Origin of the sequence: Paenibacillus sp. FSL H8-0457 (assembly GCF_038051935.1) — a bacterium.
Classification (GTDB): domain Bacteria; phylum Bacillota; class Bacilli; order Paenibacillales; family Paenibacillaceae; genus Paenibacillus_AQ; species Paenibacillus_AQ lautus_A.
Map to the genome: position 1 here is coordinate 2,086,292 of NZ_CP150293.1, position 15,813 is coordinate 2,102,104.

Here is a 15,813-nt window from a genome sequence, read left to right on the forward strand (position 1 = left end):
TTGTACAGGAGGCCGAAGGAATGTCCTACCTCATGATGCATACGACACACCCATTGATCCATAGTCGGCAGACGGGTTGCCCTGCCCCTGCATCGGTGCGGGCGGATTCCATTAGGGAACGGGGATCCTTCGGATGTCGTCCTTCTGATTCCATGTCGCTCATGACGGGTTCTTTCGACATGGGTGTCCATGTTGCACCGAATAAGCAGTCATACTCCAAATATGTTAACGGTCATGTCCCTAGCGAAGCAGCTATGCCGGTTAGTGGCGTTGTTATGACCTTAAAAAAAGCCCAGTGAGTTTCACTGGGCTTTTTTTGTATGAAATTTGGAGACTTGTGACGGACAAACTCGGGTCATGACGGGATATGTCCGCGCGTAAGACCGAAATCATCCTCAAGTTTATTTCCCGTTTTGTGAATGGGCCGGTGCATGACCGCGATAATTTGGTTTTACCGTTTTAGCACCGTTTTGCTGCACATTTCCGTTTTGCTGCCCATTCCCGTTTCGCTGTGCATTCCCGTCTCGCGGCGTTACGTCTTTCGGCAATTGAGGGATGATACGGCCAACGATGTCTGCAAGTTCACTGGCAAGTCCGGAAACAGGATGTCCCTCCTGAATGTGCCGACCAAGCTCGGCAATCCGGTTGGCTACGTCCAAATCGGCGGTAACCAGCGCATTGGCGCCTGCCGGATCGGTTTGAAGGGCTTCCGCGACCGTGTATTTAATGGTTCCAACTTCTGCACGATCTAAATTTCCATCTACATTCAGCCCGACGACAGCCGTATTGCCCATGACAACACAGTTCGCGTTTTTAACGCCAGGCACGCTCTCAGCCAGCGATTTCAGGTGATTTGCGGTTGTGGCGTCAACTCGTCCGTTGTTATCATTTACGTTACCGACACGCCCCGTATTGGGGTTATCCGGTGTCCAACCGTCTACATTGTTGGTGGTATAACCTCTGTTCCCGTTCATGTTGCGAACACTGTTAGCAGTGGTTCCATCGGTTTGATTACGAGGAGAGGGTGATGCATTGTTATTGGCGGTTCCGCAGCCTGCGAGCAACAACACCGCCAGCATGATGGATAGAGCAGCTCTCATGGATTGATCTGTCCTTTCGTAATAGAATTCGCTAAATTACTCCAGTCGCTACGCTTATTATGTCCGGGACGGAAAGGTTTATGTGTGTACCTGATGAAGAAGCAGTGGAGGGATAAGATGAAAAAAATATTTGTACTGGATACGAACGTACTGCTGCATGATCCTCAATCGATTTATGCATTCGAGGAGCATGAAGTCATCATTCCTGCGGTGGTTCTTGAAGAGATTGATTCCAAGAAGCGAAATGCCGATGAAATCGGCCGCAATGCCCGTATGGTCTCCCGATTGCTTGATGGGATTAGAGAACAAGGTCATCTTCACGACGGAGTTCTTCTGGAGAACGGCGGGACGTTGAAGGTTGAGCTAAATCATCGCAGCTTCGTCAAGGTACAGGAGTTATTTAGCGAAGCATCGAACGACAATCGTATTTTGGCTGTCGCGTTAAATTATAAATTGGAGGAGGAGCCGAAGGAGGACGGAAGACCCGTTGTTCTTGTCAGCAAGGATGTCCTCGTTCGAATAAAAGCGGATGTGCTTGGGCTAACGACACAGGATTATCTAACTGACCGCACGGCGGATCCAAGCGAATTATATCCGGGATTCTCAACGATCAAGGTGCATCCTTCCGTGATCGATGAATTCTACAGCTATCGTTATTTGCCGATTAAACCACTTCAACTCTCTTATCCGCTTTATCCGCACGAATTCGTTATTCTGAAGGACGAGATGGGATCCGGCAAGTCTGCCCTTCTTCATGTGAATGAAGATGCAACCCGACTAGAGCCGCTTCATCTAAGCAATGAGCCCGTATGGGGCATCAGTGCCCGGAATGCTCAACAGCGCATGGCGATTGAGCTTCTCCTGAATGACGACATTCCGCTGGTTACCATTACGGGAAAAGCCGGTACGGGCAAAACCTTGCTGGCATTGGCAGCAGGACTATCCAAGGTGGAGGATGAACACAAATACAAAAAACTGCTCATTGCGCGTCCGGTCGTTCCGATGGGGAAAGATATCGGATATTTGCCGGGAGAAAAGGAAGAGAAGCTGAGACCGTGGATGCAGCCGATCTATGACAACCTGGAGTATTTGTTCGACACCAAGAAATCCGGCGATATCGATAAAATATTGATGGGTCTGGGAAGCATCCAGGTAGAAGCACTGACTTACATCCGCGGTCGCTCCATTCCAGGTCAGTTCATCATCGTTGATGAGGCTCAGAACTTATCCCGCCATGAGGTCAAAACGATTGTTTCCCGGGCGGGAGAAGGGAGCAAGGTGATACTGATGGGGGACCCGGAACAGATTGACCATCCCTACCTGGATGCCGTTAGCAATGGGCTGACTTATGTGGTTGAACGATTTAAGCAGGAAGGTTTAAGCGGACATATTACGCTGACTAAAGGGGAGCGTTCCAAGCTGGCACAGCTGGCGGCCGATTTGCTGTAGCGTTATATTTCCCGAGAAATGATTTCACAAAGTAACTTGTACGAGAAGGACTGTCCGGAATTCATATGGACAGTCCTTTTAGCGATCGGGTCCTATTAGTAAAATATGGACTGGTAAATTATAAAAAAAGATAGGACAAGAGCACTATAAGTTTGGTAAAATAAGGGCATGCGACTATGGGAGGAGTGAAGAGGGGATATGAAGCGGAAGAAATATTGGTTCTTATTCGCCATTTTATTATTATCCTTATCCAGTTTATCTCCCAGCTTTGACTTCACTCATCATACGAGACGGGAACCGCCCGGGGATGAACCGATTCCTCCGCAGCAGAGGCCGGAGGTGCCAGAGAGCGACCTGGGCCCCATCAAGGTCGGCGTCCAATTGAATCCGGACGAGCTGAGGCACCTGAAAGCGCTCAACGAACGCTTTATGGAAGAGACCGGAGCCGAGATCGAAATCACGCCTCTGGAAACAGCCGGTACGGAGAAAGAATCGTTTTTGCTTCATATGTCCCTTGGCGAAGGACCGGACATTATATTAACGGATTCCCATTACATTAAAGCGCTTGCAATGACGGGATATCTTCTGCCCGTCGATGCATCACAGACAACGGTGACCGGCGAGGATACCCTGAATGGTCTTCTGCCGCAGCTACAATGGAACGGGTATCAATGGGGAATGCCTTTTGATATAGATCCCTATATCGTGACCTGGCAGGCCGAAGGGAAAGACGGCGCCTCATTTAACATGCCGGAGAGCCGTCAGGCTTGGAAGGAATATATGGAGCTTCATAAGACGAGCCCTGTCCTCTCATTTGATCCGAAGGATCCTTACGCATTCGGCGCGGCGGTGCATTTGCTTGAAGGCGATCCTTCCAAGCCGGATCAAGAAGTACTTGAAATGTTAATCCGCAATCACCTTCGAACGCTGGAATCGTCCCAAGGCGCAGCAGATACGATAGAAACGGGGCAGGAACCTTCCTCTGGCATAGAGGAGGCTTCCGTGGCCGTTGAGCCGTATTCGAGCTTCGCGGACCGAGAGGTAAGCGGATTGTCTTCCGCATTGGCCATGGGAAAGAGCCATTTGAATACGCCGGTTGTACGAGTGAGAAGTTTTGCGGTAGCCGCACAGACGGAGTCGTCCGCGCTTGCCATGAAATGGATTACGTATATGACAAGCAAAGAGATGCAGCAGGAATGGAGCAAAACGTCAGGAACACTCCCCGTTATATCCGAAATGTATGTCACGGGCACGAACCTGAAGGATCGGGGCATTTGGCAAAAAGCAGCGGTTCCCGCCCAGGTGCTGCTCTCCCGGAATGAGCCGGCCGCCTTGGATTTTGGCGATTCGGAAGGTTTCCAGACTTATAGCGAATCGGCATATCGATTGCTGCATGGCGAAATAACGGTTGAAGAATATATGAAATTGTACACGCCTGCTCAACCATAACAAGAAAAAAGCTGCCCTCGCGGGCAGCTTTTTCTATAGATCCAGCTCCATTTTGACCACTAATCGTTGATCGTCGCTTGCGACCTCCGTCGCTTTCAAGAAAGAAACCAGCTGCTTGGGATAAAAGTTCATGTCGAATTCTTCCTGCAGCGCTCTGCGCGTTGTGTCGGGCAATTCCAGCCGGTTGAACACAAGTTTGTCGACTTCAAACATAATGGCATTCTCCGGTTCGTTAATGACGGTGTATTTCCCTTCAATCAGCAGCGACAAATTTCCGCTTTCGCCGGAAGCTATTACTTTTCCATCGTCAAAATGAAACGCAAAGCTATTAAAGATTTCGTCTTCGGATCTTAAAAACGTGTTGAGATCATCTTCATGGATGTCGATGGTGTATACCTTGCCGTTGGTCTTCAGTATATTCTTGCTGCCTTGGACGAACGACGGCAGATTTTCCATGGCGCTAGCCAGGGCCTGGAAATGACGCTTCACCTCGTACAGCCCTACATTCTCCCAATAGAGGGTAAACTCCTCGATCAGCCTCTTCATGGCATCCGGATTGCCGCTGGCTGTGAGTGCTCCATCTACCTGCTGCTCAAGCGCAAGCACCCGTTCGCGCTGCTTCAACAGGCTGTCCTTTACTTCGGCGAGCCGGGACGCATTCCGTGCTGCTTCAGCCTGAGCGGAAGCAAGTGAGCGGTACTGATTGTTATACACGGTAAGCGTATCCCGGTCGTTCTGAATAATAATATCGTAAAAGTCCATGACGCGGAAAAAGCCGGCTAAGTCTTTTGCAGACAGCAGCATGAAAAATAAGTTATCCCGCTCACCCATGTAATATGACCGAAGGACGGCGGCCGCCCGAGCTCGCCGGTCTTCAATGCGCAAGCCCATATCCTGGATTTGGGTTTGCAGCTCATTCTGAAGAGTCTGCAATTCCCCCATGCGTTTGGTTATCCGTTCGATTTCATGATCGATTTCCACGATGGAGAGGCTGTCCTCCAGAAGCTTGCGCGCCTCTTCCGAGTCAGGCATGACGGGGCTGACATCCTGCTGGGAATAAACCGCAGCGGGAGCGCCGATGAAGCAGAAGAACAGGGTTAAACACAGCAAGACCGGGAGGAGTGGGTATTTTATTCGTACTTTCAAACGGGAGTCCTCCTTGCATGGTTGTTAGTCGAAAGGATACCAACCACGGTCTGTCCCTTCATTTTAACCAATATATGACGCGTACGACTCAATTATCAACCTTTAGGCACTAAAAAAGCGATCCGGCAGCTAAAGCACCTGATCGCTCTTTTAAGTACTTGTTCTCTAATCGCAAGGAAAATCCACCAGCGCAGCCTCAGGTTGTCCAGGTTGACCGCCGGCGGATCTCGTTTATCGCTTGCATGGTTTACATATTAGAGTGGTTTGCCCATAATGAAGACCGTCCAGTAGCTAAAGCCTGTGAAGGTCACGATCATATAAGCCCAGAAGAGAAGAATATAGGTTCTCTCCGTGAATTTCAAATATCCCAGGATCACGAAAAATGCGGTCTGCAGGAAGAAAAGCAGTGCCATTTCAATATGATCTCCGGCAAAGGCCATCAACCCGATGGTCAGGGTGAAAAAGCCAAGGACTCGAAACATCCGTGCCACGATTATATCCTCCTCTCGTATGTACGCACATAATGCTGCTATGAACATTATAGCGTTATGGGAAAAACGTGTAAACGCCTAACTCAAGAAAACCCTTTATTTTTTATTATTAACCAGAAGCAGGACATTGAATTCGGGAACAATTTGGGTGAAACGCCCCTTTTCCCTCCGTAAGAGTATGATCTGTAATCAAAATGGAAATACATTTTAGTATCAAATAGATTCTATGAACTCTATGAGAGGCATAGAAATGAACTAAGCAGTTTTTATACCCTATTCAGCAGCCGATTTACGGTATTGAAGACGGTTATTTTAGGATGTCGTTAGGAGGGTTTTATGGTATGTCAGCAGTGAGACAGGATGCATGGAGCGCAGAGGACGACCTAATACTGGCGGAGGTAACCCTGCGTCATATTCGTGAGGGCAGCACCCAATTGGCTGCCTTTGAGGAAGTCGGAGAAAGAATAGGCCGGACATCGGCGGCTTGCGGATTTCGTTGGAACAGCTGTGTTCGCAAGAAATATGAGGATGCTATCAGCTTGGCGAAATCTCAGCGTCAAAAGAGAAGTTATTATAAAAAACAGCCTTCCGCCAGCGGACCACAAGTTGCAGGATTGGCAGCTCCGGAAATGGAGCACGATGTTTATAGAAATGATGGCGCAAGCGAAGAGACGCTGTCCATCGATGCGGTGATCCGTTTCCTTCGTCAGTGGAAGGGCGGGCTGCAGGAAAGTTCACGCCAGTACAAACTGCTTGAGAAGAATTTGCGTGAAAAAGAGGATGAGCTAGCAAGGCTCCGCAGCGAGAATCAACGGTTGTTGAAGGAAGTAAGCGAAGTGAAAACCGATTACCATGTGGTCAATGACGATTATAAGGCACTGATTCAGATTATGGATCGGGCACGGAGACTGGCTTTTTTGAATGAAGAGGACGAGGAACTGAAGACCCGCTTCAAAATGGATGCCAACGGTAATCTGGAACGAATCGAATAGGTAAAGGTTATCCTGATCCGCCGTAACCCGCACTAGTGCATTTCATGCGCTTTGGCGGGTTATTTGTGCGTATTGAAGATTATTCTGATATATACTAAGACTAGCACATCATGTTTAAAGACAGTAATGGGGGATGATCATGAATATACATATCATCGGGGCCGGCTCTTTGGGCCTGTTGTATGCCGGCAAACTTGCGGCTTCAGGCTGCGGCGTCACGGTATGGTGCCGCAGCGAGGAGCAGGCGAGCAAACTCCGGACTACCGGCATCACGATCGAGAAGACGGAGGGGAAGCCTCAGACCGTTGCCCCCCATGCTTTTTCGGTCCGTGCATGGAATGCCTTTGCCGAGTCGGGAGCGGCAGCGGATGCGGATTATCTCTTTCTCATGTTGAAGCAGCAAGGGATCGAAGAGATGGCCAGGGAAGTGCTGGCACCATTCGGACACCATCGCCGCAATCTCATATGCTTTCAGAACGGTACAGGCCATTTGGAACGGCTTCGGGAGCTGCTGCCCATGTGGAAGCTCTATGCAGCGATTACCACGGAAGGGGCCAAGCGTACAAGCAGTTCCTCGGTTCTGCACGCCGGCCACGGAACGACGACAATCGGCAAAATGATGCCTGCTGCGAGCTTTATAGGGGCAACATCCCGCGAAGATCATGAAATTGAGCTGGTTAAAGAGCTGAATAGAGCAGGATTTGAAGCTTTATTGTCGAATGAGATGGATGAGATGATTTATCGTAAACTGCTGATGAATGCGGTCATTAACCCTTTGACTGCATTGTGGCGGATTCCTAACGGAGCGCTGTTATCCTCCCCTGAACGGGCCGGGCTTATGAAGCAGCTGTATCATGAAGGAATCCTTGTATATGAAGCTGCCGGAATTCCGTATGGAAACAAGCTGTGGGAATGGATTGTAAGCGTCTGTCAATCCACTTCAGGTAACACGTCCTCCATGCTAAAGGACGTGATGGACGGCCGAACGACGGAAGTTGCCTGGATTAACGGAAGCATTGTCCAGCTTGGACACAAATATGGCGTTTCAGTGCCAAAACACGAGCTGATCACGCAGCTCATCGAGGGGATGAATCTATAGGGGGTCTTAGCATGGGGTTTTTGCAGGGTCTGTTTAACACATTGAGTCTTTTTCCGTTCATTCCGTTTCTGATCGTGTATATCATAGTGCTCCAAAGAAATAAGAATCGAAAACAAGCGCTGGAGCTGGCCATGGATATCACCACCTTTTTTATGCTGTTCTCGGTTTCCGCCTTGTTTAATAATACGTTCCAGACCAAATTCGGATTTTATCTGATACTCTTGATGCTGCTGATCGCGGCGGGGCTGATCGGGAGTGCGCAAAACCGCTGGAAAGGCAAGGTAAACGGAAAAAGGCTGCTGCGGGCCGTGTGGAGGCTCGGCTTTGTGACAATGAGTTTTGGTTACATATTTTTTACATTTTTTGGTCTACTCTCCTACATAATTAAGATGATGTAAGTACAATCTAATAACTAGTATTATATGAGAAATCTGTTTGATCATTGGGTCAGGCAGATTTTTCAATTTATTGATTTCTGGATTTTTTTGACCACTGGTTGTATAATCGATAAGCATATACCTAAAATCTATGAGGGGGATACCGCAAGATGAAGAAACAAAAGAAACTACTGCTTCTCATGACGCTGATTCTTGCCTTCAGTTCAGTGCTGGCAGCATGTGGAGCTAACAAGAATGATCAAAGTGCCAACAATGGGGAAGCGGGTAACAAACCGAAAGAGCAAGTCTTTCGCATGAACCTTGCTTCCGACCCTCCAACATTGGATCCGGGGTTGTCTCAAGACAATACATCGAATACGGTAATCAATGCTGTGTTTGAAGGTCTGGTTCGTAAAGGTGCAGAAGGCACTGAAGAGCCGGGCGTGGCTGAAAAATGGGATATTTCGGAAGATGGACTGAAATATGTATTCACCCTTCGCCAAGATGCCAAATGGAGCAACGGCGATCCTGTAACGGCCAAGGACTTTGAATACGCATGGAAACGCGTACTTGATCCAAACTTTACTCCTGCATCACCGTACGCATATCAGCTGTACTATATCAAGAACGCTGAAGCTTACAATCTTGGAGAGATCAAAGACGCCAATGAAGTGGGCGTAAAAGCTACCGATGATTACACGCTGGAAGTTACGCTGGAGAACCCAACGCCATACTTCCTCAGCTTGATGTCTTTCCAAACGTACTTCCCGGTTCACAGCTCTGTGGAAGGTAATGCTTCTTGGGCGACCAAACCGGACACTTTGATCGGCAATGGTCCGTTCAAAGTTTCACAAATGACAAAAGGTCAAAAGATCGAGCTTGTTAAGAATGACCAATATTGGGACAAGGACTCCATCAAACTTGAAAAAGTCCAAATGAGCATCGTCAACAGCTCTGCAACTGAACTTTCAAGCTACCGTAACGATGAATTGGATTATGCAGGTCATCCAACAGGCAACATCCCGACGGATCAACTGACGGCGATCAAAAAGGAACTGGGCGATGAACTGATGATCAAAGGGATTTCATCGACGTATTTCTATATCTTTAACACAACGGAAGAACCATTCGACAATGTGAACATTCGTAAAGCATTTTCTATGGCGATTGACCGTAAAGCGATCGTAGAGAAAATTACGCAAGGCGGACAATTGCCTGCTTACGGCTTTGTTCCTCCAGGCATCAAGGGTGAGTCCGATGAGTACCGTAACGAGGTGCCGGATACTTACTTCCAAGAAAATCTTGAAGAAGCCAAGAAACTGCTCGAGCAAGGAATGAAGGAAAAAGGCTATACCACCATGCCTGAAGTTACTCTGATCCACAACTCCGATGACAACCACAAGAAAATTGCGCTTGCCATTGCCGATATGTGGAAGAACAACCTTGGCGTTACTGTGAAGGTTCAAAACCAAGAGTGGGGCGTATTCCTTAAGAATCGTGATGACTTGAACTATCAAGTGGCACGTTCCGGCTGGGGGGCGGACTATAACGACCCGATGACTTATATCGATATGTGGACATCCAACGGCGGTAACAATGACACTGGTTTCAAAAACGAAGAATACGACAAACTTGTGAAGGATGCCTATGCGACAAGCGATAATGCCAAGCGCATGGAGCTGATGTCCCAAGCTGAGAAAATTCTCGTTGAAGACAACCAAGTGGTCATGCCGATCTACTACTACTCCAGTGTGTCCCTGGTTAAACCATGGGTGAAGAACTTGCATCTGGATTATAAAGGTGACATTGATTTCACACGCGCATATATCGAGTAGTCTTTTGTAAACCATTATAAAAGGTTACGTTTCGGGATATATATGTGGGGCATTCTAAACCTCATATATATCCCGATTTTTTATATGAGCGCAAGGTTTCCAAATCTTGTGTCCGTTGGGGAAAGTTAAGGGATGCCCAATCCGTCCTGGAATTATACAATTATAGAGACGGCTTGGTTTAGAAGAACTGATCAGGAGGCTAGCGAAATGCTGAGGTATGTGGCGAGTAAGTTTTTTTATATGCTTGTATCGTTATTCATACTGATCTCAGCCACTTTTTTTCTTATGAAAGCCATACCGGGCGATCCGTTTATGGGAGAGAAAAAGCCATCGCCTGAAATTCTGGCGAGGCTGATGGAGCAGTATGATTTGGATAAACCGGTATTTCAGCAGTATACGAAATACTTGGGCAATATCATCCAGGGTGACTTTGGCTTGTCCATGAAGAAACAGGGACAATCCGTAACAGATATTATTGTAGACACGTTTGGCCCGTCACTACGTTTGGGTCTTATCGCGATTGTGGTATCCGTCATCGTGGGCGTCCTGCTGGGGATGCTTGCAGCCTTGTATCACCGCAAGCTGATTGACAACATCGCCATGATTATCTCGGTTCTGGGCATCGCGGTACCGAGTTTTGTGCTCGCGTCCTTGTTGCAATTCGTTCTCGCGGAGAAAGCAGGCATATTCAACGTCATGGGCTTTGAGGGACCGCTGGACTACGTGCTTCCGGTCATGGCGCTGTCTGCACAACCGATTGCATTTATCGCTCGTTTGACAAGGTCCAGCATGCTGGAAGTTTTGCATTCGGATTATATCAAGACGGCAAAGGCCAAAGGCCTTAACTGGTTTGCGATTATGTTCCGTCATGTTATCCGTAACGGTATTTTGCCGGTCGTGACTTATGTCGGTCCAATGACAGCGAACATTATCACGGGTTCGGTCGTCATTGAACAGATTTTCGGTATCGGCGGCATAGGCAAGCAGTTTGTTGAAAGTATCACGAACCGTGATTATACCGTCATCATGGGAATTACGATTTTCTACGGCATCCTGCTGATGCTGGCTCGTTTTGTCACGGACATCGTGTATGTATTTGTGGATCCACGCATTAAATTGACCGGCGGGAAGGAGAGGTAGACATGGAGAAAGAACAGCGTATGCCTCATCCTGCGGCACTAAACTTGAAGCCTGAAGATTTTCAGAAGATTGGTCCTGATGAGAAGCAATCCGAGGTAATACAGCGTGAAAGCTTGTCTTCCTGGAGAGATTCCTGGGAGAGATTGCGCAAGAACAAGCTGGCAATGACAGGCTTGATTATAATGATCCTGATTGTCATCATGGCCATCATCGGCCCGATGATCTCTAAATATGATTATGAAACGAATGATTTGATGAATACGAATATGCCGCCTTCATCAGAACATTGGTTTGGAACCGACGATCTGGGCCGCGACGTTTTTGTTCGTACCTGGATGGGAGCTCGGATATCCTTGACCGTTGGTCTTGCAGCAGCTGCGATTGACTTGATGATTGGCGTAATATATGGCGGCATCATGGGTTATTTCGGTGGCCGCGTCGATGAGTTCATGAATAAGTTTGCGGAAATTTTGTATTCCATTCCGTACCTGCTCGTTACGATCTTGCTGTTGGTTGTATTCGAGCCAAGTTTAGGCACGATCATACTCGCCTTAACCATTACGGGGTGGATTAACATGTCCTGGATCGTGCGGGGCGAAATCATGCAGCTGAAGAGCAGAGAGTATGTGCTCGCTTCACGCTCGATGGGTGCGGGAACTGCGCGCCTGCTGTTCCGGCATTTGATTCCGAATGCGATGGGGCCGATCATCGTTACCTTGACCTTGTCGGTTCCAAGCGCAATCTTTGCCGAGGCTTTCCTGAGTTTCCTTGGTCTTGGCGTTCAAGCACCGGTTGCATCATGGGGCTCCATGATTAATGATGCCTTGTCCGGATGGATGTATTATCCATGGCGGATGTTGTTCCCTGCTCTATTTATCAGCTTGACGATGTTGGCATTTAACATTTTCGGTGATGGATTGCGTGACGCGCTGGATCCGAAATTGAAAAAATAGGAGGTGGGAAGGTATGGAACCGATCTTGCAGGTGAAGGACCTCAACGTATCGTTTCGTGTTCGCGGCGGTGAAGTAAAGGCAGTCCGCGGCATGAATTTTGAAGTCGGCAAGGGGGAGACGGTTGCCATCGTCGGTGAGTCCGGAAGCGGTAAAAGTGTTACCGCCCAGACCATTATGCGATTGATTCCGTCCCCGCCCTCAGAAATAAAAAAAGGAGAGGTCATTTTCCAAGGACAAGACCTTCTCAAAAAAACGAACAAACAGATGGAAGCGATTCGCGGCAAGGATATCGGGATGATCTTCCAGGATCCGATGACTTCGCTCAATCCAACCATTAAAATAGGAAAACAAATCACGGAAGTGCTGGTCAAGCACCAAGGGATGTCATTCTCGGAAGCCAAGAAACATGCCATCGAAATGCTGAAGCTGGTGGGCATCAAAAACGCGGAAGAGCGCTTCAACCAGTATCCGCATGAATTCTCCGGCGGTATGCGCCAGCGCGCGATGATCGCGATCGCCCTTGCATGTAAGCCGACCCTGCTGATCGCGGATGAACCGACGACTGCCCTTGACGTTACCATTCAGGCGCAGATTATGGACGTGATGAAGGAAATGCAGGAGCGTTTGGGCACATCCATCATTCTGATTACGCATGATCTCGGAGTGGTTGCCGGCATGTGCGACCGCGTGATCGTCATGTATGCGGGCGAAGTGGTGGAAACGGGAACGAAATGGGAGATTTTCAAAAATCCGCAGCATCCTTATACCAAAGGCTTGCTTCGTTCCATGCCGCGCCTGGATCAGAAGAAGGACGAGCCGCTGATCCCGATCATCGGTACGCCTCCCGATCTCATTAAGCCGCCGGTAGGCTGCCCGTTTGCTGCTCGCTGTGATGAGGCTATGCGAATTTGCGAACGGGTCGACCCGGGCGCAACGGAGTTCAGCGACACGCACATGGCGCGCTGCTGGAATCTGCACCCGATGGCGAAGGAGGCGCAGGGCTCATGAAGGATAACCATTTGATTGAGGTAAAAGGCCTGAAGAAGTATTTCAACGTTGGCAAAGGCCAAGTTCTTAAGGCGGTTGACGACCTGAACTTCTTCATTCGCGAAGGCGAAACGCTTGGTATGGTGGGTGAGTCCGGCTGCGGCAAGTCAACCGCAGGACGGACGATTCTTCGCCTCTATGAACCTACGGCCGGGAGCGTTAATTTTAACGGAACGGACATTTACAAGCTGTCCCCTGGCAAGATGAAGGCGATGCGCCGCGATATGCAGATGATATTTCAGGATCCGTATGCCTCGCTGAATCCAAGATTCACGGTGTCGGACATTATCGGCGAAGCCTTGGATATTCACGGAATGGCAGGTAGCCGCGCCGAACGCAAGAAGCGGATTGAGGAGCTGCTGGATATGGTCGGCTTGAACAGCGACCACGCGACGCGTTACCCCCACGAATTCTCGGGGGGTCAGCGTCAACGGATCGGGATTGCCCGCGCCCTTGCGGTAAACCCTAAATTCATCATTTGTGACGAACCGATCTCGGCGCTTGACGTTTCGATTCAGGCGCAGGTTGTCAATTTGTTGAAAGATCTGCAGGATCGGCTTGGTTTAACTTATCTCTTTATTGCGCATGACCTGTCCATGGTTAAGCATATCAGCGACCGGGTAGCGGTGATGTATTTGGGCAAAATGGTGGAGCTGGCAGACAGTGAGGAACTGTATGCGAACCCGATCCATCCGTACACGAAAACCCTGCTGTCCGCGATTCCGATTCCGGATCCTGAAATTGAGGCAAACAAAAAGCGCCTCAAGCTGGAAGATGATTCGCAGGGGCCGATTTCGGCAGCCAAAGGCGAAGACGGAACGGTTCAGCTGGACGTGAAGGATTCGGAGCTGGTCGAAGTGTCCAAAGGACACTGGGTTGCCAAAGCCTACGCTTAAGTCATCCATACCTGCTAATAGGAAGCTGCTTCAAGAATAGCCGCTGGCATCGTGCCGGCGGCTATTCTTTTCCTTTGACGCACAATGCCAACATTCGGTACAATCAAGAAAGGCAAAAAATAAAGAAATAAATTTACCTGCATGCACAATCTAGATTTGGTTGCGACGTAGAATAGGAGGCATACCTCATGAATATCGTTCCGGAACCATTATCCCTCGCTTCGCGTCTCGCCCATGATTATATTCACCATTTCGACCGGGTAAGCGGGTTCTACGGTGAAGATCACCGCGGCGAGCACGGCTATGCCGAGCGGGTACAATGGCTGGATCTTTCGGAAGACAAACGAATTCAGCGCAAATCGCTGGCAGCATGTCTTCGAACGTATAACCAGAAACACAATGATCACCCCGCCGTACATAAATCACTTCAACTGCTGGAACAGCCCGGAACTGTTACCATGGTTGGTGGACAGCAAAGCGGTTTGTTTACCGGCCCCCTGCTTGTCATATATAAAGCCATCACCGTGATTCAGGCTGCCCGCGAAGCGGAGGAACGCTTGAATCGTCCCGTTGTGCCTGTATTTTGGATCGCCGGAGAGGACCATGACTGGGATGAAGTCAATCACACGTATTTCCTGACTCCGGATCAGCAGCTGTCCAAAATCAAGCTGGATGCCAGGGACGGGCTCAGGACATCGGTGAGTTATACCGATGTTCCTGAAGAGGACTGGTCGATGATGCTGGCAGAGCTTCAGACGCAGCTGGCGGACAGCGAATACAAGGCAGACCTGCTGAAGCTTGCGTCTCAATCGTTTGACGGCTCGGCCGGATTAAGCGAGGCATTCGCTAAACTCATCGGCTCCATGTTCGGCAAATATGGACTGATCCTCCTGGATTCCGCAGACCCGGGACTTCGGGCGCTGGAAGTGCCCATATTCGAATCGCTGATTACCCGCAACGAGACACTGGGACTTTCGTACCAGCAGGCTGCAAGGGATATCGACGGACTGGGATACGAGGTCCAGGCCGACGTATCCGAGAACGGGGCCAATCTGTTCTACTTGCATGAAGGCAGACGCCTGCTGCTGTACCGGGAAGGAGGCGTGTTCTCCGACCGCAAGGGCATCGTTTCTCTCACGGAGGAAGAATTGCTTCAGGATTTGCATCAGTTTCCTGAGCGCTTCAGCAATAACGTGCTGACCCGGCCGATCATGCAGGACTCGCTGCTCCCCGTGCTGGGGACGATACTCGGTCCTGGCGAAATCTCTTACTGGGCGATTACGCGCTATGCATTTGCCGATATGGGCTTGCAGATGCCGCTAATCATCCCGAGAATGTCTTTCTCCATTGTGGACGGCGCCGTCCACAAGCTGATGGAGAAATACGGATTGTCTTTCGAGGATGTTCAGCTTCGCTTGTCCGAGAAGCGCGAGGCTTGGCTGGCAAGCAAGGACGAACTGAATCTGGAGGAACGCTTCAGCGAAACCCGGAAACAATTCGAAGCATTATATCAACCTTTAATAGAAGATCTTGGCAAAATGCAGAGCGGACTGTTAAAATTAGGTCTAACCAACAAAGATAAAATATTGGAGCAGATGGATTACCTGTTAAGTAAATCCCGGAATGCCCTGGAACAGCAGCATGAGGCCGCCTTGGCGCAGTGGAAGCGCATCGAACAGACGCTGCTCCCGGAAGGGAAGCCTCAGGAGCGGGTATACAACATACTGGAATACATGAATCGTTACGGATTGAATCTGGTGGATCGCCTGATGGAAATCCCATACGATGCTTCGGGCATGCACCGCGTCGTTTACGTATAATGATCAGGAATTCAAACA

General features: G+C 49.2%; 14 protein-coding genes. 11 read left to right on the forward strand and 3 right to left on the reverse strand.

What is annotated here, in order from left to right; translation table 11 throughout:
- Positions 1 to 401: 401 nt before the first annotated feature.
- On the reverse strand, positions 402 to 1,100 hold the full coding sequence (locus tag MHI43_RS09010; RefSeq protein ID WP_036666033.1) for a YhcN/YlaJ family sporulation lipoprotein: 699 nt from the start codon (positions 1,098 to 1,100) through the stop codon (positions 402 to 404).
- A 117-nt stretch (positions 1,101 to 1,217) separates the two neighbouring features.
- Between MHI43_RS09010 and MHI43_RS09015 the strand changes: the two genes are divergently transcribed.
- A complete protein-coding gene (locus tag MHI43_RS09015) occupies positions 1,218 to 2,549 on the forward strand; it encodes a PhoH family protein (protein ID WP_036666031.1) in 1,332 nt (443 codons plus the stop codon).
- Between the two features lie 198 nt (positions 2,550 to 2,747).
- A complete protein-coding gene (locus MHI43_RS09020) occupies positions 2,748 to 3,998 on the forward strand; it encodes an extracellular solute-binding protein (RefSeq protein ID WP_036666030.1) in 1,251 nt (416 codons plus the stop codon).
- Positions 3,999 to 4,031: 33 nt separating this feature from the next.
- On the opposite strand, the gene MHI43_RS09025 is transcribed toward MHI43_RS09020, so the two are convergent.
- The gene (locus MHI43_RS09025) at positions 4,032 to 5,144 is read right to left on the reverse strand and encodes a hypothetical protein (RefSeq protein ID WP_036666027.1); all 1,113 of its coding nucleotides are present in this window, start codon (positions 5,142 to 5,144) and stop codon (positions 4,032 to 4,034) included.
- Positions 5,145 to 5,398: 254 nt separating this feature from the next.
- Positions 5,399 to 5,635, reverse strand: a complete 237-nt coding sequence (locus tag MHI43_RS09030) for a DUF2626 domain-containing protein (protein WP_006209059.1) — start codon at positions 5,633 to 5,635, stop codon at positions 5,399 to 5,401.
- A gap of 341 nt (positions 5,636 to 5,976) precedes the next feature.
- Between MHI43_RS09030 and MHI43_RS09035 the strand changes: the two genes are divergently transcribed.
- The 9 genes from MHI43_RS09035 (at position 5,977) to bshC (ending at position 15,795) form a co-directional block, all read left to right on the forward strand.
- A complete protein-coding gene (locus MHI43_RS09035; RefSeq protein WP_015734223.1) occupies positions 5,977 to 6,627 on the forward strand; it encodes an RsfA family transcriptional regulator in 651 nt (216 codons plus the stop codon).
- Positions 6,628 to 6,766: 139 nt separating this feature from the next.
- Positions 6,767 to 7,726 carry a 2-dehydropantoate 2-reductase gene (locus tag MHI43_RS09040; RefSeq protein ID WP_036666025.1) on the forward strand — a complete coding sequence of 320 codons (960 nt, stop codon included), beginning with the start codon at positions 6,767 to 6,769 and terminating at the stop codon, positions 7,724 to 7,726.
- Between the two features lie 11 nt (positions 7,727 to 7,737).
- Positions 7,738 to 8,124, forward strand: a complete 387-nt coding sequence (locus tag MHI43_RS09045) for a DUF3397 domain-containing protein (RefSeq protein WP_036666023.1) — start codon at positions 7,738 to 7,740, stop codon at positions 8,122 to 8,124.
- 149 nt (positions 8,125 to 8,273) lie between these two features.
- Complete coding sequence (locus tag MHI43_RS09050; protein ID WP_015734226.1) at positions 8,274 to 9,938, forward strand: peptide ABC transporter substrate-binding protein; 1,665 nt, start codon at positions 8,274 to 8,276, stop codon at positions 9,936 to 9,938.
- Positions 9,939 to 10,145: 207 nt separating this feature from the next.
- Positions 10,146 to 11,078, forward strand: coding sequence for an ABC transporter permease (locus tag MHI43_RS09055; protein ID WP_009590847.1), 933 nt, complete (start codon positions 10,146 to 10,148; stop codon positions 11,076 to 11,078).
- 2 nt (positions 11,079 to 11,080) lie between these two features.
- The gene (locus MHI43_RS09060; RefSeq protein ID WP_009590830.1) at positions 11,081 to 12,031 is read left to right on the forward strand and encodes an ABC transporter permease; all 951 of its coding nucleotides are present in this window, start codon (positions 11,081 to 11,083) and stop codon (positions 12,029 to 12,031) included.
- Between the two features lie 13 nt (positions 12,032 to 12,044).
- Positions 12,045 to 13,040 (forward strand): ABC transporter ATP-binding protein, encoded by a 996-nt coding sequence (locus MHI43_RS09065; RefSeq protein ID WP_036666022.1) that lies wholly within the window; start codon positions 12,045 to 12,047, stop codon positions 13,038 to 13,040.
- Positions 13,037 to 13,975 carry an ATP-binding cassette domain-containing protein gene (locus MHI43_RS09070; protein WP_009590843.1) on the forward strand — a complete coding sequence of 313 codons (939 nt, stop codon included), beginning with the start codon at positions 13,037 to 13,039 and terminating at the stop codon, positions 13,973 to 13,975. Before MHI43_RS09065 ends, MHI43_RS09070 begins: the two co-directional genes overlap by 4 nt.
- A gap of 188 nt (positions 13,976 to 14,163) precedes the next feature.
- Entirely contained in the window at positions 14,164 to 15,795 is a 1,632-nt protein-coding gene (gene bshC, locus MHI43_RS09075; protein ID WP_036666019.1) for a bacillithiol biosynthesis cysteine-adding enzyme BshC, read from the forward strand.
- Positions 15,796 to 15,813 lie beyond the last annotated feature (18 nt).